Here is a 20,585-nt window from a genome sequence, read left to right on the forward strand (position 1 = left end):
GCGGCGACCAGCGGTGTGGCGGCGGCCCCCGCCGCCACCGGGGCGATCTCGGCGGGCGCGGTGAGCAGTGAGCTCAGGCCGATGCCGAGCAGCAGGGGGATGAGGAAGGGCGCGGTCAGGATCGCGCCCCAGGTCGGCCAGCCGACGGCGTTGAAGAACACCTGGTAGGCGACGAAGAACAGCAGTGGGCCGTTGGCGGCCAGCAACGCCGGCAGGTTCGAGAAGAAGTTCTGCAGCATCTGCTGAATGTTCTGGAAGAAGTCCTGCAGGAACTTGGACAGCTGCTGGAAGAAGTCGGAGATCGCGTTGCCCGGGTTGGAGGAGCTCTGCGCGGCGTTGACCGCGGCATCGTTCGCCTCACCGCCCGGCCGCACGATGGCCGGCGCCGGGGTGCTGCGCGGCGCGGAGGCGAGCGCCGCACCCGAGGTGGCCTGATAGGCGCCCATCACGGTCGCGGCCTGGACCCACATCCGCGCGTAGTCGGCCTCGTTGAGCGCGATCGGAATCGTGTTGATGCCAAAGAAGTTCGTCGCCACCAACACCCCGTGGACGGTGTGATTGGCGGCCAGCTCGCCCAGCGTCGGCATGGCGGTCAGGGCAGCGGTGTAGGCCGCGGCCGCGATCTCGTGCTGCGCGGCCACGCCCGCGCTGTCGGCACTGGCCTGCTGCAGCCACGCCAGGTACGGGGCGTGCGCGGCGGCGTACTGCTCGGCCGTCGGGCCCTCCCAGGAGCCCGCCTGGGTCTGGCCGACCACGCCCGTGAGTTCGGCTGCCGCCGTTGCGTATTCGGTGCTCAGCGCGGTCCACGCGCCGGCGGCCGCCAACAGCGGCCCCGGTCCGGGACCGGCGCTGAGCAGCGCCGAATGCACCTCGGGTGGCGAAGCCATCCAGAGGGGCGCAACGGGGGACGTCATTGTCAGGCGCCCGCAATCCCGTACGTCGCCGCGGCCGAGGCGTCCCCGGCGAGATAGCTGGCGCCGGCTTCACCGACGCCCACGCCGGCGCGGCCGAGCTCTTCCACGCCCTGGGCGGCGACGGCGGCGTGCTCCTGACCCTGTGCGCTGAAACCGAGGGCGGTCTGCAGCGACACCGGATCCACCGCGGGCGGCACCACCGCGGTGATGGCCGGCGCGGCCGCCGCGTGCGCGGCCGCCAGCCGCGCCGTCAGCGCCTCCACCGCGGCGCTGGTCGCGGCCAGGCCCTCGGGAACCACTCGCAACGTCATGACTCTCCCCTTTCACCAAACATCGCGGCCTCACCCACCAGCGGGTTGACCAACTGCACGTACGTCGGACTGTCGCTGTCACCCAACAGAATCGCCCGCCCGGCGGGCAGCCGGCCGAAGCGCTGGCCCCGGATCTTGCCGCTGTCCTGCGGGTTGCCCGCCAGCATCAGCGTGGTGGCCTGCAGGTCGTTGAAGCGGCGCAGCAGCGAGTTGGTCATCAGGGCATGCCCGGATCCGGTCGCGCGCGCCGTGACGATCACCCGCAGCCCCAAATCGGCCGCCTGCGAGAGGATTCCGATCAGCGGCGTCCATGGCCGCTGCCCGACGTACGGGCCGCTCATCGCCGGCGTGTCCGGTACCTGGTCGACGTCGTCGATGATCAGGTAGTGGGTGTGGCCCGTGTACGTCCACCGGGCCAGCTCCCCGGGGGACAATCCAGCCGGGGGACGCCGCGACTCGATGATGTTGGCCAGGCCCAGCATCGCTGGGGTGATGCGGTCGACGTTGGCGGTGTATTCGTTGTCGGGGAACAACGGCTCGTCGACCAGGTGCAGCCGCCGATCCAGCACCGTGAAGGCCACCTGGTCGGGCGTGGAGTGCTCGCGGATGGTGCGAATGATGTGGCGCAGCAACGTGGTCTTGCCTGACTTGCTGTCGCCGAACACCATCAGCAGCGGCTCGTCGGCGAAGTTGACCACGACGGGCGCGAGGTCCTCCTCGCGCTGCCCGATGACCACCTGCTCCGGGCCGCGGTAGAGCGCGCCGAGCGCCTCGGGCGCGAGGTTGCTCGGCAGCAGCCGCACCGGCGGCGCGGCCATGCCCGGGTAGCGGGCGTTGATCGCGGCCACCTGGTCCAGCTCGGGGTTGGCGAACAGGAAGTGCTCGGCGGCCATCGTCAGCCCGCGGCCCGGCTGGTCGTGCGGCACGGACTCCGCGGGGCGGCGAAGCGCGCCGACGAGCCGCACGTTGCTGTCGCGGGGGTCGTGCAGCTTGAGCTCGAGCCGCAGGCCCAGGCCATCGCGCATCGCCAGGGGCACCTCGAGCCAGCTCGGGGTGGTGATGACGACGTGGATGCCGTAGGCGAGCCCGACGTTGACCAACTCACTCACCTTGGCCAGCAACGGGTTACGGGTGTTGAACTGGTCCGTGTTGTCCCGGCCGAAGGCGTATAGGTTGTCGATGACCAGGAAGACCTCGCCGTACCCGTCGTCGGGTGCGGCGCCGTGGCTCTCCCGGAACATCTCGCGCCGCTGGCGGGACAGCAGCAGCTGCTCCAGCTCGCCGAAGGTGCGCCGGATGCGTTCGGGTTCCAGCGCCGAGGCGACGCTGCCGACGTGCGCCAGGTCTTCGAGCGCCCTTAGCTTCCCGCCGCCATAGTCCAGGCAGTAGAACGTGACGTCGCGCGGGGAGTGCAGGCTGGCCGCCGAGAGGATGAACGTCTGCAGCGCGGTCGATTTCCCGGATTTGGGACCGCCTTGGATCACCATGTTCCCGGCGGACGACGTCGCGTCGAACACCAGCGGGTCCCGGCGCATCTCGAAGGGTTTGTCGATCTCGCCGAGCGGCCACTGCCACTGGCGTTGCGGCACGCCGGCGCGGGCCAGCACCGCGGTCAGCGGGATCGGCTCGTCCAGCGGCGGCAGCCACAGCTGCGGCGCCCGCGGCCCGTACTTCGCCAGCTGGTCGCCGATCGTGGCGATCAGCTTGCGCGGCGGCCCGGTGAATTCGTCGTCCTCGGCGGACGGGATCACCAGGTCCTGCTCCGGTTCCACCCGCCCGGCCGTGAACAGCTTGGGCTCCGGAACCGCCTGCACCACAAGGGCCTTCGCCTTCTGTGGCGGCTCGTAGATGCCGTCGACATAGGTGCTGCGGAACTTGATCGGGGTCGCGCCGGGGGCGGGCACCAAGAAGCCCACGCCCTTGTGCTCCTTGCCCGATTCGATGTGGTACGCGTCCTCCACGCCGATGATCTGGCGCGAAACGCTGGGGCTGGCCACCTTCAACCCGATCCGGTACGAGGTGTTCTTGTCGATGTCCTTGATCTTGCCCACGTCCAGCGTCTGCGATGCGAACAGGATGTGGATGCGGAACGAGCGGCCCTTGCGGGCAACGTAGTCGAACAGCTCCGCGTATTCCGGGTGATCGGCCAGCATCAGGGTGAACTCGTCGGCGACCACGAACAGCGTCGGGATCGGCGGCAGGTCGTGGCCCGCCGCGATCGCGCCCTCGTACTCCACCACCGAGTTGAACGCGCTGCCCTGCACACGGCGGCCGGCCTCGCGCAGCAGCGTTTCGCGGCGGGCCACCTCGCCGCGCAGCGTGTCGGCGAACCGGTCGGCCAGCGACTTCTTCTCGGCCATGTTGGAGATCACCGCCACCACCTGCGGGAAATGGCGGAAGCTGTCCGCGCCGGCCTCACCCTTGAAGTCGGCGTAGATCACGATCAGCCGGTCGGCCGAATGGGTCGTCAACAGCGACAACAGGATCGACATCAGCGTCTGCGACTTGCCGGATCCCGTCATACCGATCATCAGGCCGTGCGGTCCCATGCCGCCCTCGGCCTCGTCCTTCAGGTCGAAGAACAGCGGCTCGCCGGTCGCGGTCACGCCGATGGGCACGCGCAGCTCGTCCTCGCGGCGGCGCGGCGCCCACAGCGTCGGCACGTCCAGCCGCGAGGCGTCCGGGATGCCCAGCAGCGTGGTGAAGGTGGCGCCGCGCGTGGCCGCCGAGCGCAGCCCGGTGTGGGTCGGGTTGGAGTCCCAGCGCGACAGCTGGCGCGCCAGGTGGGCGGCCTCGTCGGTCCCGAGCAGGTCGGCGTGGTCGATGTAGGGCTGCCAGCCGCCGGTTTGCCAGCGCTCGATCGCGCCGACTCGGCGTCCCCCGCCGTCCCGCCCGCTGACGCGCAGGATCGGCTTCTCCGGGTCCGAATACTGCTCGCGGTGCGGCGGTGTGGCGGAGCGGTGCACGACGGTGACGCCCGCCCGGCCCAGCGCCAACGTCGAGGTGCTCAGGTCGAAGTCGGGGTCGTCGACCACGATCAGCAGGTGCCGCAGCGCGTCGGCGGGCTCGCCGGTGAACGCCGGCCGGTCGACGAACGCGGGGCCCAGCAGCAGAACCAGCTCGTCGGGGTTGGTCGACAGCAGGCGAGCCGGGCCCACACCGTCGAATTCGCCCGGAACATCCACGTGGGCAAGCCATTTGAGCCAGGACCAGTCGGGGCTCTCCAGGTCGCGGGTGACCAGCGCCACCCCCAGCACGGTTGGGTCGTGCCACGTCACGGCCTGGGCGATCCAGGCACGCATGGCGGCGCGCGCATCGTCGGGCTCACCGAGCACGGTGATCCGCGAGACCTTGGTCAGGTCGATCCCGGTCGGCACGTCGCGCACGATGCGGTGGGTGTCGAGCAGGCTGCGTAATGCGCTGTGCGACACCGGCTCCAGGTCGACCTCGTCCGCGGTGTCGTTCACCCGCAGCGCGGTGCTCAGGGGCACCTGGTGGCGGCCCGCGCGCAGCACCAGGAAGTCCGGATCGTGCGGGTCGCGCTCCCATTGCCGGCGCGACCCCGGCACGCCGGCCAGGGCCGTCGGCTCGGGGTGCGACCACTCGGCTGCCGCCCGCTGCTGGGCGGCCTGGGTGCGGATGTTGTCGCGGACCACCGACAGGTAGCGCAGGTAGTCGGCGCGTTCGGCGTCGACCTCTTCGGTGCGCGTCTTGTTGTCGCTGCCGCGGTACATCGCGGTGGCCGCCAGCAGCAGCACGAACGGGAAGAACAGCGTCTGCGGTGAGATCAGCCGCATCCCGGTGGCGAACAGGGCGACGACCATGCCGACGATCAGGATCACCAGCACGTACGGCATCGCCCGGCGCAGGAACGACGGCGGGATCACCCGCGGCAGCTCGGGCGGCGCCTCGATGTTGATGGTGCCCTTGCGGGTGACCGGCGGCGCCAGCCGGCGGCGGGCTTCGAAGATGAGTCGGCTCATCGGGGCGCTCCCTCTGCTGATGCCACGCGGCCGGGCTTGGAGTCGGGTGCCAGTCCGTCGTGTGCCAGCAGCGCGTCCGCGCGCGACAGCGTGGGGCCGCTGGCGAACAGCGAGAGCACCGACCACGGGACGGGCATCGCGGGCTCGCTCAGGCCCAGGGCCTCAACGGTTTTGCCGCGGCCGGCGGCTGAGTTCTCCGCCTCGTTGTCGATGCCGTACCGGACCCCGGTGTCGGACACCCAGAACAGCGAGCCGGTGCCGGGGGCGCCGGCGCCGCCGGTGACGGTCTGGGCGAAGTAGCCGGTGCCCGGCGCCAGCGCGACGCGCGTCGCGGTGGCCGGGGATGCGCCGCCGACCAGGTCGACGGTGCGGATGGATTCGGGTACCGGCAGGGCCGAGCCGGACAGCAGGCTCAGTGAGCTGGTGGCGGCGCCTGCGGGCTTGCTCCAATAGGCGCACGTGACAGGGTCTTTGGCCGCGTCGACGAGGGTGAGCTGCTGGTCGGGGTAGCGCGCGGTGTCGAGCATCCGGGACACCGGCAGCTTGGCCACCGCGTCCGCACCCAGCCGCGGCGGCTGGTCCAGGCCGTAGGAATTTGTGTTGCGCAGGATCGCCGCGAGCACCGGCGAGATGGGTTGCAGACCGTCCGGCAGCACCGCGTAGTAGTGCGCGGCGCCCGACGAGTTCTGGTCCAGCACGTAGGAAACCACCACCGCCCCGATGGGCGCAGGCACGCTGTAGCCGGCCGGGGCGCCGGCGTTCGGGATGGCGGGCGCCGTCAGCGGCGGGGCCTCCGGGATGGCGTTGAACAGTCCCAGCGCGATGGGCCGCGGCGCGGGGATCTCAATGTTGTTCAGTCCCAGGCCAAGCGCGTTGGTGACCGCGTGGTCGGCCAGGTTGATCTGGCTGCGCCTGCCGTCCCACAGGAGCCAGGTGCTGTTGCCGCTATCGACCAGGACGGCCTGTTTGACGTCGAGTTTGGCCGCGCGGGCGCCGCCGCTGTCGGGGCGGCCGGCGATCACCGTGACACCGGTGCTGTGGATGGCGTGGGCCGTCCCACCGATGCCGTCGCACACGGTCCAGTCGGCGTCGCGCGCGGTGCTTTGCACCATGCGTTCCGGCGCGCCGGGGATGCCGACCAGGTTGCCGCGCGGAAACCGGTCCAGCTCAGAGCTTTTCACCGTGGTCGGGTTGACGGGCTTGCCGACGATCAGCCGGGCCGACGTCAGGTTGAGCACCGGGTGCAGCTGATCACCCACCCGCACGTACAGGGCGGCCGTCGACCGGTCGGCGAGCACCGCGTTGGTGCCCACCGTCCCGTTGGGCCGGATCAGCGAGAACACGAAGCAGCCCGCCAGGCCGGTGACGAGCAGGACCACGCCCATCAGCACCGCGCGCGACTGGGTGCGCAACGGGTCGACGAGCATCCTGGTGTCGTGCAGGGCGATGCCGGAAGCGATGCGCCGCATCACGAATCGCCAGCCGCTGACCTGGTGGCGGGTGACGAATCCGCGGCGGTACTCCACCTTGTCGGGATTCTCGTTGACCGGGGTGCGTGACGCGAACGAACGCCGATCGTCGGGTTCGGTCATGCGGGCACCGACAGCCCGAGTCCGCGCAACAACGGCTCCACCGAGTTCTCGACGTCTTGGTCGGTGATCGTCATCAGCTCCTCGTCACTGAATTCCCCGGTGCCGGCGTGTTCCGAATGGTCGAGCCGGAATTCGCGCTCTTCCTCGGAGCGTTCGACGATGTTGCGGACGAATCGACCGTTACCGGCGATGTCCAGGTTGCGCCGCGAGATTCCGTTGGCGTCGGGCGTCGACTCGGTGGCCAGCTTGGTGAACAACGCCTCCATGTGGTCGAGCGCGGCCTTTTCGAAGACGCTGTCGCGCTGCTGGGCCATCTTGTTCGCGATCTCGACGAGTTCCGACGGTGCGTAGGAAGGAAAGTCGATGCTGCGGGTGAATCGGGAACGCAGGCCCTCGTTGGTGTCCAGGAACTTGTCGAGATCGGCGCGGTATCCGGCGATGATCACCACCAGCCGGTCGCGGTCGTTCTCCATTCGCGCCAGCAGGGTGTCGATGGCGACCAGGCCGAAGTCGTTCTTGGCGCCGGTGGCCACCAGGGCGTAGGCCTCGTCGAGGAACAACACGCCGTCGAGCGCGCTGTCGATGATCGCGTTGGTCTTGGCCTCGGTCTCGCCGATGTGCTGGCCGATCAGGTCGGCGCGATGCACCTCGCGGATGTTCTCCCGCTTCAAAAGCCCAAGGCCGCAATAGATCTTGGCGACCACCCGGGCGATGGTGGTCTTACCGGTGCCGGGCGGCCCGGCGAACACGAGGTGGTGAGCGCGCTGCGCGACGGCGAGGCCGCGCTGTTTGCGCACGAGCTCCATGGCGACCGAGCTCTTCAGCCGCGACACCTGGTTCTTGACCTCGTCGAGGCCGATGAATTCGGCCAGCTGGACCTCGGCCTCGTGCAGCAACACGGCCTTGCGCTCATGGGCGGCGGGATCGACGAAGTCCTCCGCGCTGGGCTCGGTGTCCGGGTCCCACGGGTCGGTGCGCGCTTCGATCCGCGCCGCGGTGGTGGTCACGATCCCAAAGCTGGTGTCGGACAGGGCCTGTTCGACCTGTTCGTTTTCCGGGTGGGCCGCGTACAGATCCTGGAGCACTTCGCTCGCGGACTCCTCGTCGACGTGCGCCCGCAGCACCAGCGCCTTGGCCAGCGCCCCGTCGACCGCCGCGACCGGCACGGGACCGTCGGGCTCCTCCAGGTACGACAGCGCCGGGGCAAACATGCCCAGTCGTGCCAGCGCGGTCCCCAGGGCGATCCTGGCCGCGTGCGCGAAAGCCTCGTCGAGCCCGGCGTCGTTCACGACCGGGGTCAGCAATTTGACGACGTCGGACCAGCGCTCGGCGCGGTAGTTGAGGACGACGGCGACCCAGCGGGCCTCGCGCCAGTTCGGGCGGCGCGCGGTCAGGCCGGTGACGATCTGGTCGGCTTCCGCGAGCCGCCCGGCGTCTTCGGTCGAGGCCAGCCCCGCCGCATAGGCGAGGTGGAAATCGTCGGGGGTGGTGGCGCGGAACTGCAGGTACAGCCCGGTGTCGTAGCGGAAGCCCAGTTCCCCCGGCGCCAGATCCACCTTGCGCTGCAACACCCCGGCCGTGCCGGCGGTGCGCGACACTTCCTGCAGCACCCGCAGGGACACATCGCCGGCGGCCGCGAGGCCCGTCCAGGCGTCGCACTGGTCGTGGGCGACCCGGGTCAGCGCGGTGAATCCGGACCGGGCGGCGACCAGGTCGGCCGGGCGCTGACGCTGGTAGACCGAGATGCCGAGCGCGCGGCAACACGTGGCGAAGCGGCTGACGACGTCGCCGTCAACCCTGGCATCCGCGCGCGAATTGACGGGCTGAGTTGCGAGCACGCCGGCGTCACCGAGTTCCACGGCCACGTCTCTCCATTTGTGTAGCCTCCCCTAACCTGACCCGCCTGAAGTTAGCATTGCATAAGCTAAGTGTCGAGGCGCGAGGGCCCGTCCGACTCACCACTCCACTCCCACTCCATCACCGCTATTGCGGGTGCTCAGACGCGTTATCGTCCGCATTTTCGGTCCGCTACCCGGCGCCATGGGGTCGGCAGGCCGCTGCCGGTCCCCTCTAAGCGGCCGAGCTTATCGAAAACCATTTTCATTAGCAATCCGAGAACGCAGCCAATAGTCGTCCGCCGCACCCGAAAAGTTCCGGCCCGCGGCTAGTCCCCCTCCCACGAGCCCGGCAGCAGGGGCAGCGAGGGCCCGCCACCGAAATCGTCGCCGGCCAGCGTCGTCAGCCCGGTCGCCTGGGCGGACCCCTTGCGCGCCGTTCCGGCGAACCCCAGGGCGCCCGCGCCCCGATCCGATGCCACCGAGGAGTCGGCCGGTACCCCCGGATCCTCGGCCGGCCCGGCGTCGGGGTCCAGATCCATGAACTCGTAGCCGCGGTAGTGGTCTTGCAGCCCCGCTCGCCGGCGGCGCCGCGCCCGCCGCTGCTCACGCGACGATGCCGCGGCCGCCGCCGCGGCCGCGGCGGAATCGGGCTCCGGCGCCTTCCGTTGTGCGCCGCTGCCCATGCCGGTGTTCGTCCCGATCGTGGGGCCGCCGACCAGGTATGGGAAGGCGGCTCCCTCGGCGCCGGTGGACGGCGGGGGCGGTGGGCTTGCGGTTGCCGGCGCCGAGGCTGGCGCGGGTGACGGCGCCGACGTCGGGGTGGAGGACGGCGCCGGCGCGGTGGCCGGGGCGGCGCTGGCGACGACTGGAGCACCGCCGGCGACAGGCGCATTGGGCGCCGGGGCCACCGGCGCCGGCACGGCGACGGGAGCAGGGGCCGGCTGGATTCCGGCCATCAGACTCAAACCTGCGATGCCCCCGGCAATTCCACCCGGCACGATGAGCGGAATGGCAGCAAGCTGCGGGAACGCCTGAAGGGCCTCCCCCAGGTGGGTGAACTCGTCGGCGATGAGTCCGGCGGGCCCGAAGATGTCTTGAATCAAATCCTCGATTGCGTCGACGGGGTCGGTGGGAAACTCGGCCAAATCCCGTTCTATCGTCTGGAACACCTCGGTGAATCGGTTGATCCACCAGCTCAGCTGGTACGGGTTGCCGCCGTCGTTGTCGACGATTCCGTCGTCGTCACTGTCGCCGCCACTGTCCGTGGCCTGCACGATTTGTGGCGCGGGGCCGGTCTGGGGGGCCGTGGCCACCGCCATGGTGGAGACCGTCTGGTAGGTGGACATCGTGGTGGCGGCCTGGACCCACATCCGCGCGTAATCGGCCTCGTTGACCGCGATCGGGATGGTGTTGATGCCGAAGAAGTTGGTCGCCACCAACACGCCGTGAATCGTGTGGTTGGCGGCCAGTTCGGGCAGCGTGGGCATGGCGGCCAGCGCCGCGGTGTAGGCCGTGGCCGCGGTCTCGTGGCGGGCGGCGGTCGCCGCGCTGTTGGCGCTGGCCTGCATCAGCCAGGCGAGGTAGGGCGCGTGGGCGGCCGCGTACTGCTCGGCGGTGGGCCCCTCCCAGACGCCGGCCTGCGCGGCGGCCAGCGTCGCCGACAGCTCGTCCGCCGTCGACGCGTACGTGGTGCTCAGGGAACTCCAGGCGGCCGCGGCGGCCAGCAATCCGGCCGGGCCCGGACCGCTGCTCAGCTGGGCCGAGTGAACCTCCGGGGGCAGCGCCATCCACACCGGTGCGGTCATCCCGCGACTCCTCGCCGGGCTGAGACCGTGCCGCCCGGGCTGTTGGACGGCACACCGATCAGCCCGGTATTAGTCGGGGGCGGACGCGCGAAAGTTCCCGCGCGGGATCAACTCATTGAAAACCCATGAAAAGCGCGGCCGCGACGAGTCAGTCTTTGACGGCGCTCATCAGGGTGTTTCGCGAGACCATCGACCCGGCATCCGTGTCGGGTCCGGGCACCGGTCTGCCGTTTTGGCGCAGGAAGTCGGCCAGCGGGGTGCCGACGGCCGTCCAGCCGCGGTCACCGAACCATTCGGTGGCCGGCGCGATCCGCTCGTTGTAGACCAGCTGATAGAACGGGCGCTCCGCACCGTCGGCCCGTTCCGCCTCGCGTTTCGTCTCGAAGTCGTCCTGATCGAGGGGGGCGCCGTCCTCGACGGCGACGTGGCTGCCGGGGGCGGCCAGGTTGTTGATGCCGGTGAACAGCTGCTCCTCCGCGGCGGCCGGGAGGTAGATGAGCAGGCCCTCGGCTATCCACGCCGACGGCTTGGCGGGATCAAAGCCGCTGTCGCGCAGCGCCTGCGGCCAGTCGTCGCGCAGGTCCACCGCGATCTCGCGGCGCTCGGCTTTGGGTTGGGCGCCGTGGCTGGAGAGCACCTCGCGCTTGAAGTCGAGGACCTGCGGTTGGTCCAGCTCGAAGATCGTCGTGCCGGCCGGCCAGTCCAGCCGGTAGGCCCGCGAGTCCAGTCCGGCCGCCAGGATGGCCACCTGGCGCACGCCCGCGCCGGCGGCGCGGCGGAAGTACTCGTCGAAGTATTTGGTGCGGGCGCCCTGGAAGTCGACGAAATGCACGCCCCAATCCGGCGTCTTGAGCTGGTGGTCGGGGAGCTTGCCGTCGAGCACGTCGGCCGCCCACCCGCCCACGGCGCGGCAGAACACCTCCGCATAGGGGTCGACGGCCAGCGGGTCGGGCTTTTGCGCCTCGAGCGCTCGCGCGGTCGCCACGAATAGGGCGGTCGAACCGACGCTTGTCGTGATGTCCCAGGTATCGCCTTCGCTACGCACGGAATCGACAGTACCGGCGCTCGGTGACGGGCGGCCGGCTGGTTGGTGGCCGCGGAAGGGCGGAAGCCGCTCAGCACGCCGCCGCCCGGACCTATCCTGTTCCAGGCAGTTGCGCCACCCAGGGGAGGGAACATCGTGAAGTTGGCCGAGGCATTGTCACTGCGGGCCGAAGCGCTGCGCCGCATCGAACAATTGCGCACGCGCATCGTCAGCAATGCCCGCTACCAGGAGGGCGAAGAACCCGCCGAAGACGCGGCGGCGCTGCTCGCCGAAGTCGATGGCGTGCTGGGCGAATACGAAGTGTTGATCAGGCGGATCAATCGCACGAACGCCGCGACGACGATCGGCACGGACGGGACGCTGACCGACGCGCTGGCCCGCCGGGATGCGCTGCGCTGGCGTCACCATGTTCTCAAGAGCGCAGCGGACGCGGCCGCCGGGAGCAATCAGCAGGGCTATTCTCGGCAACTACGTTCTGAGCTGAAGATGTTGTCCGCCTTGACTGTTGCGGATGTGCGCGCTCAGGCTGACGAGGTGGCTCGCGAACTTCGCGAGCTCGACGTGCGGATCCAGCGCTCGAACTGGGAGGTAGACCTGTTGGAGTAAGGGATCCGGGTGTAGCAGGTAGTCGTCGCGGAGGCGCGCACGAGCCCAGGCCGGCGGGCCAAGTCCGGTCACTCCTGGCGCACGAAGGGCAGTGCAGGGGGTTCGACTCCCCAACTCACACCGCAGCCCCGCATCGCGCACAGGTGACGGCTCACAGCGCACAGCACATCACCGCGTGCGGATCCGTGACGACGAGGGTGGGCACGGGGCATACACCGAGCGGATCCCACGCCCGATTTCCGTGGCGGCCACGATCTCGCAAAATCGTTGCGAATCAGTGGATCTGGTTGCCAAGCTTGGCGACCAACGCGGTGTTGAGGTAGCTGGTGGCGGCCGGGCCGCCGGAGTTGAGGGCGACGATGGTGGCGGGGTCGTCGATGATGACCAGGGTGCCGCCGAAACTGCTGTATCTGGCGGGCAGGCCGGCGTATCCGCCGCCGCCGGCAGCCGGGTCGGTGCGCAGCAGCAACATGACGTCGCTGCGCTGGGAGAGGTAATCGGTGTCGTTGATGTCGAACGGGACTTGCGCCGGACCGCCGGGACTGCGCTTGAAGTAGGAGTTGTAGGTGAAGCCGATGCTCTCCAGGTAGCCGCTCGGCGGTGACGGGGCCGCGGCGGCGGTCGTGGCGGTGCCGGTGTAGTTGACCACGAGGACGGACTTGCCGGAAAAGGCGCCGTGCTCGGAGCGAACGGTGTTCTGCTCGGATTGCGCCTTGTCGATCAGGGTTTTCGCCGAGTCGGTGCGGCCGAGGGCGGTGGCAATCCAATTCAGCTGCGCCTGCCAGGTCCAGTCCTGGGTGTTGTCGGCGGGCTGGGCGAGCGTCGGCGCGATCGCCGCCAGGGCGTTATAGGTGGGCTTGTCGAGGTCGCCGGTGTCGATGATGAGGTCGGGCTTGGCCGCGGCGATCGCCGCGGTGTCGGCGGCGGCGAACACCGGCGGGGACGAATGCATCAGGGGTTGCAGCCAATTGGGCACGGTCGCGTTGGCCGCGTTCATCAGGACGGGCTGGGCACCCAACGACAGGACGGCATCGGGATCGCCGGGTCCGAGCGCAGCGATGGCCATCGGGCGCTGCTGAAGCTTGATGGTGCCGAATTTCGTTGCGAGGGTTTGTGGTTCGTAGGGGCCCAGGCCGCCGCCGCTGCGGCCGAACAGATGGATCCCCACGACGGTGGCAATGGCCACCACCGCAACAACTACGGTCGCCGCTAGGGCCAGCCGAGCTCGCTTGCGCCGCTTGGCCTTCGGTGACAAGTCGGGCGTGCCGAACGCGGGGGGCACGCCGGTGAACTGTGGGGGCGCGCCGTGGTGCGGGGCGCCGGCCGCCCCGCGGGAGTCATACGCGGGCCAGCCGGGCACGGGCGGCGCGCCGGGGGGCACGGTCGGTGGATAGGTCACCGTTGGATTGGTGAGGTTGCTTGCCGGTGGGCCGCCGGGCCCGGGGAACGTCGCTGGCGCCGGGTTATCCGTCAACGCGGCGGCGGTGGCGGCCGCCAGCGCGCCGGCGGTTTGGAAACGCTCGGCGGGGTCTTTGGCCAGCGCGCGGGCGATCACCTCGTCGATCTCGCGGGGCAGCGCCGGGTTGATGTCGGTGGGGCGCGGGACGGGCCGCATCAGGTGTCCGGCCAGCATGGCCGACAACGAGTTGTCCTCGTAGGGGGTGCGGCTGGTCAGCAACCGGAACAAGGCGCAGCCCAGCGAATAGATGTCGCTGCGCGGATCGGCCGCCCGGCCCTCGATGGTTTCCGGTGCGGCGTAGGCGGCGGTGCCGACCATGGAGCCTGTCGCGGTCAGCGTGGTGGCGTCGTCCAGGGCGCGCGCAATGCCGAAGTCGGCCAACAAGACTCGTTCATGGCCGCTGCCCGGTGCCGAAACCAGGAAGTTCCCGGGTTTGATGTCGCGGTGCAGCACCCGCCGCGAATGCGCGTAGTCGAGCGCGGCGGCGACGTCGGTGACGATGCGCACGATGCGGGCCGGGGTGAGATTGGCGCGGTCCAGGTCGTTGGCGGCGGTTCCCTCGACGTACTCCATGGCGATCCACAGGTGTCCGTCGTCGGTCTCGCCGCGGTTGTAGACGCGCACGATGTTCGGGTGGTTCAAAGTGGCGGCCAGGTCGGCCTCGCGGGTGAAGCGGACCCTGAATTGGTGGTCCACCGACAGCTCGGCCGACAGGATCTTCAACGCATCGCTGCGGGGCAGCGTCGGGTGGCGGGCCAGGTACACCGTGCCCATCCCACCGGAGCCGAGCACACCTTCGATGCGGTAGCCGGCGATGACCGTTCCGACGGCGAGAGGCATCAGGCTCTCATTTCCCGGTGAGCATGCGATATTGGGCGGCCATCATCTGGTGCAGGGCATTCTCTTGTTCGTTTTGCATTTCGTAGGCGTAGCGGTCCGCGCGCGCCACACACCAGTAGCCCAGCGCCTCGTTGAAGCATTTCGCCTTGGGCATGCCGGTGATTCCGCCGACTTGGTGCGGCCCGGTCATATCGTTGACGATGCGCGCCGCCGCGCCGGCGTCGGGGGTTTGATAGACCCGGGTTTCCAGGACGTAGGCAACCTGCTGCACGTTGGCGGACTTGAACAATGCCTGGAGGTGCACCGGGTCGTCGGACTCCAGGTGCAGCGCTCCGTGGGCGTCATAGACGCCGTCGTTGATCGACTCGTTTTCCCGTCGGGGCGCCACGGTGTGCGCCATCAGTCCGTCGGGATCCAGCGGCAGCGCGGCCATCCGATCCGGCGGCGTCGGCTTGAAGGCATCGACCATGGGCTGCTGCAGATCCAGTGTGGTGGCCACCATTTGCGCTGCGAGATCGGCGGTGTCGGCCGACGTCGCCGTTTGGGCGAGCAGGTATTGGCCGTGGGCGCTCAGCGCGGTCACCGAAAAGCGTGGGCCCCCCGGGGCCGGATACTGTTCGGTCCATTGGAAGGCCAGCGCGGCCGTCCCGGGGTAACGCGGAATCGAAACGGGCTGGGTGGGAAGCGGTTTGCTGTCGAACGGCATCGTCAACGTGGTGCCTTTGGCGACCATGTCGGCGACCGCGGCGGTCGCGTCTGCCGGGCTGGTCAGCTCCAGCACGATGTTCAGCAGGCCCTTGTATGGACCTTTTCCGGTGTGACGCGAGCTGGAGAACCCGGCCAGTACGTTATGGCCGCGCAGCGCATCGCCCATTGGGATGCCCAGCAGCGCGTTGACGGCGTCGGTGTCTTTGACCACGCCGGTATCGATTTGGGCGTAGTCGGTCAGGTCGCGGTCGACTTCCCATGGGCCGACGACGGCGCTGGCCAGGCGGCGTCCTTCGGCCCAGCCGCCGCGCAGCACGTCGCCTGCGGTGCCCAGCGGGTCGCGCGGGGTGGTGGGGAAGTTCCCGGCGTCGAGCAGGGCGAGGTCGACGCCGTCGGAGCCGTCCGTCCCCGGGGCCTTGACGGCGGTTCCCGCGACGGTCGAACTACACGCGACCGTCAGCGCCGCGACCGCGACGGCGAGGGCCCACGAGCGGGCGCGGCGCGTCATGGCGCCGTCAACATCAGGTATTGGGCCGCGACGATCTGGTGCGCCTCGACCTCTTGGGCGGCAGTGACTTTGAACGCGTAGCGGTCGGCGGTGCCGAGGCACAGGAAGCGCACCGAGCCCAACTCGGAAGTATCGGGCCCGCGGTCGAAGCAGCGCGCCGAGGGCAGGCCGTTGACGCCGGGGGCGGAGCGGTAGCCCAGGAAGGGAACGTCGATGCGGGCGAGCCCGTCGGCGGCCCGCTGGGCGCCGGTGGTGTCGACGGCCTCGTAGACGGTGGTGCGGTCGGCCGCGACGTGACCGATGCCGGCGTCGGCGAACATCGCCTCGGTGGCCACGGGGTCGGGCCGGAATTGCAGCGCGCCGTGCGGTGGATAGACCGTGGTCTGGTTGACGCCGGGGTCGGTGGCGGGCACGGTGCGGGCCAGCAGTCCGGTCGGGTCGGCGGGCAGGGCGGCCAGCTGGTCCACCGGGGTCGCCTGGAAGTGGTCGGCCATCGGGCCTTGCAGGTCAAGGGTTTTGGCGATCAAATCGGCGACCGCGGCGGCGCTCTCCTTGGAGCCGGCGAACTGGAAGAGCACATAGGGACCGTGAGCGGTGAACGCTTCTGCCTCGAAGCCGCCCGACAACGGCGCCACGTTCGCCACCGTGTCGGGGTGGTGCGGGATTGGCAGCCGGGTGGCGGGGATGTTGCCCGGGCGTACGGTGGCCAGGTCGGCGGCGGCCATGGCCGCGGCCGCGTCGGTGGCGTCCTGGGGGCCCGGAAACCGGAAGACACCGTTGTCGAGGATCTTGGGTTTGCCGGTCGGGGGCTGGCCGGCCGGAAGTGGTGGCGTGACGCGCCCACTGACGAAGCCGGCCACGAAGTGATGGGCCGCGGCGATCGCGGCGATCGAGTCACCGCGCACCAGCGCCGAGAGCCGGCCCGCCTCGGGAAGCGCTGTGGTGGGTGCGATTTCGGCGCTCAGCGGGCTGATCAATGTCCCGTCGACCTGCCACGGGCCTGCCACCATGTCCGCCATCCGCTGGGCTTCGGCCCGGCGCCCGGCCGCGTCGTCGGCGACGGTGCCCAGCGGCGGGCGCGGCCGGCGCGGATAGTTGCCGGGATCGAGCAGCGCCACGTTGGCCGCCGGTGGCGCCGGGCCGCCCGACTTGACGGCGCTGCCGGTGACCACGGTCGAGCAGCCGACGCCCAGTACGCTCACCGCGGCGAGCGTGGCGATCAGCAACGCCGGCGATCGCAGCCCGGCGCGAATCCGTTTCTCGTCCTCGCGGATTCGGCGCCATTCGGCCCGGGCGGCAGTGCGGTGCAGCCGGCCGATCCGCGGGGAGCGGTTACCCGGCGCGTGCCGATCCCCCATCCCTGTCCCCTCGTTTCGGCGCCCACTGCGGGCCGCCCGCGGCGATCCCGACCAGACCAGCAGAATGGTAGTCGCTACCACCGGCGCGTCAGATTCGTTCGCCGATTTTGCCAGGGCTGATCATCATCCCTCCTGCGCGGTGAATTCGCGGTCAGCCGGCGGTGACGCGCTCGGCCATCCGCGTGGCGATCGTGATCGCTTGATCGGTGCGGTTCTCGCCGCAGCTGCGCACGTCGATGACGATGTTGTTGCGCGCCGCCAGGGCTCGCTGGCACTGCCAGCCTCCTGCGCCCTCCTGGGTGTTGGTGATGCTCAGCATTCCGTCACGGTTGGTGGCGGTCCCCGCTGTCCAGACGCTGGTCGGCTCTCGGCGGGTGGTCAGGCGCAGGCTGGCGCCGTTGCATTTCGGCCACGCCTGCGCCTGCTTGGCCGCAAAGTCGTTGGCCGCCTTCGCGGTGCCGAAGTAGATCGCGGCGCTGTGGTTGAGGTGCCGGGCGCCGTCGCGGTCCTGCAGCGACTGGGTTCGAACACCGATCCAGCCGCTGCCGTCGAGTTCCGACTCGAGTGCGGGCGCCTGGATTTCACCGCATTCGGGCCGGTCGGTCGTCAGGCCGCTGTAGGCGGTGTGGTCGTTGCCCGAGTCGGGTGCCGGTGCGATGTCGGTGGCGCCCTCGATGCTGTTGATCGTCGCGACGTCCAGCAACAGGCCGGGCAGCGCCGACAACGGCACCGTGGGCGCCTCCGGGGCCGGGCCCGGGTTGACCGGTGCCGCGGAAGTCGACGGCGCCGACAGCACCGTCGAGCTCGCCGTGTCGTCGGGGCTGGCCGCGACGTTGATCGCCAGGCCCGCGGCCGCCAGAGTGACCACGACCGCGGCCCCCACCGTGATTTGCGCCCAGGTGGGCCAGCGCCGCGATGGCACGGGGCCGAGCGCCGGCGGGTACCCGGGCGGGGGTCCCCAGACGGGCGCCCCCGGCGGCAGGGGCGGTCTCGGTGGGCCCGCGATCACGAACGGCCGGCGGGGCAGGACGGCGGTGACCTGCTCCGGGTTCGGCGGTGTCGGGTGGGTCATCGGCGGGTGCGGGTGGTTGGGCATGTGTGGTCCTTCGGAACGGGGTGTCGTGTGCGGCGCCTCCGCCGCCTTGCTCCGAATTGAAACACAGCGGTCTGCGGTGCGCAATGTTTTGAAACGTTGCACTGCTCCGTTTTTATTGCTAGCGTTCCGCCATGACCGGACGACCTGGCAGGAGGACCCCATGAGCGCTGCATCTCTGCAACACCACGCCGAACCGTCGAGCGGCGCACCCGGGCCAGGCACCGCGAGGCGCGGACCGCACCTGGCACCCGCCGTGCGCTGGGCGCTGGTTGCCACCATCGGCCTGGCCCTGCTGCTGACGGGGTGCACCGCGACCACGAATGGGCGCCCGGCGGCCGCCGCGGACCTGGGCCGCTGGCAACCGCCGGCGATCCTGCCCCAGCACCTTGCCGACCTGCTGCTCAAGGAGGACGACGTCAACACGATCGCGCACACCACCGGCATGACGGTGCGTAAGCCGGTCTCGCGGATGTGGCACGACGAGGAGATGCTGTCCAACCCCGCCTGCGTGGATACCTATTCACCCGCGGAAGCCGCCGCGTACAAAGGCAGCAACTGGACGGCGGTGCAGGGGCAGATACTCGACGACGCCACACCCGCCGTGCGCCAGCACGCGCTCATGCAAGTCCTGATCGGTTTCCGTGACGCCGATTCGGCCCGGCAATTCTTCGGCCAATCCAAGGCGCGCTGGTCCGGCTGCGCCGGCCGCTCCATGATCGTCACGGCCCCCGGCCACGCCCCCACCGTTTGGGATCTCGGCGAGCTGCAGGCCACCGACTCCACGTTGGCCATCCTGCAGAGCCAACCCAGCGGCCGCGGACCCACCTGCCAGCGGGCCCTCGGGCTGGTCAACAACGTCACCGTCGACACCCTGTGGTGCGGATTCGACACCACCACCCAAGCGACCGACATCGTCTCGAAAACGACGGCCGTGATCTCGCAAGCGTGACTCGCCCGTCGCCCCCCATCCCTACCCAGTACGGAGGAATCATGTCCGCACCGCACCCAGGCCACCCGCACGCTTACGGCTACCCCCAGCCGCATCCCTACCCGCCGGCACATCCCTACCCGCCGGCGCATCACGCCCCGCCGGCCGGCTATCCGCCGCCGCCAAGGGGCGCGGAACCGCTCTTCGCGGTTCGGATCAGGAAACACACCGGCGCGGTCGTTCTGATGTTCAACCAGGCCTACACGGTCACCGGGACGCTCGCGCAGTGCGAGGCCGCACTGGACAACGCCCTGCTCCACAACCTGCTGGCCGGGTGGTGGAGCCTGGCGTCCGTGCTGGTTTGGAATTGGGTTGCCCTGTTCGAAAACCACAATGCCCGAAAGCATTTGCGGCGCCAGGCCGCGTGGGCGCACAGCGCGCCCGCCGCGCTAACTGATCGTCAGCTGGGCGATGAGGTTCTCGATGGCGCGTGCGGCCTCCGGCGCGATGGGGCGCTCGGCCTCGGCGTCTTCGAGGACGGACACCGGCAGCCCGGCGCCGTTGGCCGCCTCCTCGAGACTCAACTCCGCCCGGTGGCGCGCGCCGTAGAGCCGCTGGCCCAGGGTGGCCCCCGGTGAGCGCGCCGCGCGCATCATCAAGTCGTTGTAACTGCGGCGCACGCCGCTCAACGCCAAAATGACCGAGGGGCTGCCCTTGGCATTGCGCGCGGCGCTCGATGCCAGCCGCTCCAGCCTGCGCAGGTCGGCCAGGGTCTTCGTGGCCTTGGGGCTGAAGTCGGGATGGGTGGGCTCGGGCAACTCGGAGATGGCGGTGAGCAGGGTGTGCATGGCCAGTTCCACCGTCTCGGCCATCAGCGGCGCCTGAACGGAGTCGGTGAACGACTCGGTGGCCTCCTCGCCGGCGCCCGCGACCGGCCCGCCGGTCCTGATGGGACCTCCGGTGGGCGGCGGAGTCGCGCCGCGACGGATTCGGGTGATGTGGCCGGTGGGCCAGTCCAGCACTCGCTCGAGCTTCTCCAGCGTGGCGCGGCGCGGCCAACTGCGACCCTTCTCGAAATTGATCAGGGCGCCCGCGTTGATGATTCCGTCGCGGTCCAAGCTGCGTTGGGAGATCCCCAGCTGCTGACGCCGCTCGGCGACCGCGTTGCCCGCGCGCACGACGCCGGGGTCGCTTTCGTCGTCCCACCACTGCTCGTCCTCGGCTTCGAACGGGCGCATGACCTGGGTCGACTCCTCGGGTGGCACGTTCGATCGGTGCTGCGGGGTCAGGGTCACCGTCACCCCGTCGGGCGCGCCGAGACAGATCGTCGTGGCTCCGGTGATCTGCACCGAACTGCGGCGTATTCCGTCGACGAACATTCCGTTGGTGCTGGTGTCGAAGGCCTGCCAGCCATCGCGGTGCGGCTCGAGCCGAACGTGTGACCGCGAGATCCGCTCGTCGTCCACCGCTACCGTGGCCCCGGCGTCTCGCCCGATGATGGCGACGCCGGCCGCGGGCGCCAGGGTGCGCGTCGCCTGGCCGATCCGCACCGTGAGCGCGGTCGTCGGTTGGTCGAATGTCACTGATCGCTCCT

Annotated in this window: 14 protein-coding genes; 2 read left to right on the forward strand and 12 right to left on the reverse strand. The window is 70.1% G+C overall.

Features of this window, described 5'->3' with window-relative positions:
• The 7 genes from A5681_RS21540 to A5681_RS21570 form a co-directional block, all read right to left on the reverse strand.
• Nucleotides 1–914 (reverse strand): PPE family protein (locus A5681_RS21540; protein ID WP_197498678.1); only part of this gene is annotated, 914 nt, incomplete at its 3' end.
• A 2-nt stretch (nucleotides 915–916) separates the two neighbouring features.
• Nucleotides 917–1,225, reverse strand: a complete 309-nt coding sequence (locus A5681_RS21545) for a PE family protein (protein WP_067280098.1) — start codon at nucleotides 1,223–1,225, stop codon at nucleotides 917–919.
• Complete coding sequence (gene eccCa, locus A5681_RS21550; RefSeq protein ID WP_067280102.1) at nucleotides 1,222–5,208, reverse strand: type VII secretion protein EccCa; 3,987 nt, start codon at nucleotides 5,206–5,208, stop codon at nucleotides 1,222–1,224. Before eccCa ends, A5681_RS21545 begins: the two co-directional genes overlap by 4 nt.
• The gene (eccB, locus tag A5681_RS21555; protein ID WP_067280106.1) at nucleotides 5,205–6,800 is read right to left on the reverse strand and encodes a type VII secretion protein EccB; all 1,596 of its coding nucleotides are present in this window, start codon (nucleotides 6,798–6,800) and stop codon (nucleotides 5,205–5,207) included. The genes eccCa and eccB overlap by 4 nt, the downstream gene beginning before the upstream one ends.
• Nucleotides 6,797–8,659, reverse strand: a complete 1,863-nt coding sequence (gene eccA, locus A5681_RS21560; protein WP_067280281.1) for a type VII secretion AAA-ATPase EccA — start codon at nucleotides 8,657–8,659, stop codon at nucleotides 6,797–6,799. Before eccA ends, eccB begins: the two co-directional genes overlap by 4 nt.
• 305 nt (nucleotides 8,660–8,964) lie before the next feature.
• On the reverse strand, nucleotides 8,965–10,443 hold the full coding sequence (locus A5681_RS21565; protein WP_067280112.1) for a PPE family protein: 1,479 nt from the start codon (nucleotides 10,441–10,443) through the stop codon (nucleotides 8,965–8,967).
• Between the two features lie 148 nt (nucleotides 10,444–10,591).
• On the reverse strand, nucleotides 10,592–11,488 hold the full coding sequence (locus tag A5681_RS21570) for a class I SAM-dependent methyltransferase (protein ID WP_067280115.1): 897 nt from the start codon (nucleotides 11,486–11,488) through the stop codon (nucleotides 10,592–10,594).
• Nucleotides 11,489–11,623: 135 nt separating this feature from the next.
• Here A5681_RS21570 and A5681_RS21575 point away from each other — a divergent pair, with 135 nt between their 5' ends.
• Nucleotides 11,624–12,094 (forward strand): DIP1984 family protein, encoded by a 471-nt coding sequence (locus tag A5681_RS21575; protein ID WP_067280116.1) that lies wholly within the window; start codon nucleotides 11,624–11,626, stop codon nucleotides 12,092–12,094.
• A 274-nt stretch (nucleotides 12,095–12,368) separates the two neighbouring features.
• On the opposite strand, the gene A5681_RS21580 is transcribed toward A5681_RS21575, so the two are convergent.
• The 4 genes from A5681_RS21580 to A5681_RS21595 all read right to left on the reverse strand — a co-directional run bounded on the left by A5681_RS21580 (nucleotide 12,369) and on the right by A5681_RS21595 (nucleotide 18,063).
• Entirely contained in the window at nucleotides 12,369–14,393 is a 2,025-nt protein-coding gene (locus tag A5681_RS21580) for a serine/threonine-protein kinase (RefSeq protein WP_067280120.1), read from the reverse strand.
• Between the two features lie 7 nt (nucleotides 14,394–14,400).
• Nucleotides 14,401–15,609 (reverse strand): DUF7373 family lipoprotein, encoded by a 1,209-nt coding sequence (locus A5681_RS21585; protein ID WP_067280126.1) that lies wholly within the window; start codon nucleotides 15,607–15,609, stop codon nucleotides 14,401–14,403.
• Nucleotides 15,606–16,967 carry a DUF7373 family lipoprotein gene (locus tag A5681_RS21590; RefSeq protein WP_231996393.1) on the reverse strand — a complete coding sequence of 454 codons (1,362 nt, stop codon included), beginning with the start codon at nucleotides 16,965–16,967 and terminating at the stop codon, nucleotides 15,606–15,608. The genes A5681_RS21585 and A5681_RS21590 overlap by 4 nt, the downstream gene beginning before the upstream one ends.
• Nucleotides 16,968–17,118: 151 nt before the next feature.
• Nucleotides 17,119–18,063: a sensor domain-containing protein gene (locus A5681_RS21595; RefSeq protein WP_067280129.1), complete on the reverse strand. Its 945-nt coding sequence runs from the start codon at nucleotides 18,061–18,063 to the stop codon at nucleotides 17,119–17,121.
• A 160-nt stretch (nucleotides 18,064–18,223) separates the two neighbouring features.
• Between A5681_RS21595 and A5681_RS21600 the strand changes: the two genes are divergently transcribed.
• A complete protein-coding gene (locus tag A5681_RS21600) occupies nucleotides 18,224–19,012 on the forward strand; it encodes a sensor domain-containing protein (RefSeq protein WP_197498679.1) in 789 nt (262 codons plus the stop codon).
• A 428-nt stretch (nucleotides 19,013–19,440) separates the two neighbouring features.
• Here the strand turns inward: A5681_RS21600 and A5681_RS21605 are convergent, their stop codons facing one another.
• Complete coding sequence (locus A5681_RS21605; RefSeq protein ID WP_067280135.1) at nucleotides 19,441–20,574, reverse strand: FHA domain-containing protein; 1,134 nt, start codon at nucleotides 20,572–20,574, stop codon at nucleotides 19,441–19,443.
• Between the last annotated feature and the right edge of the window lie 11 nt (nucleotides 20,575–20,585).

The sequence above is a fragment of the Mycobacterium scrofulaceum genome (genome assembly GCF_001667885.1).
Classification (GTDB): Bacteria; Actinomycetota; Actinomycetes; order Mycobacteriales; family Mycobacteriaceae; genus Mycobacterium; species Mycobacterium scrofulaceum_C.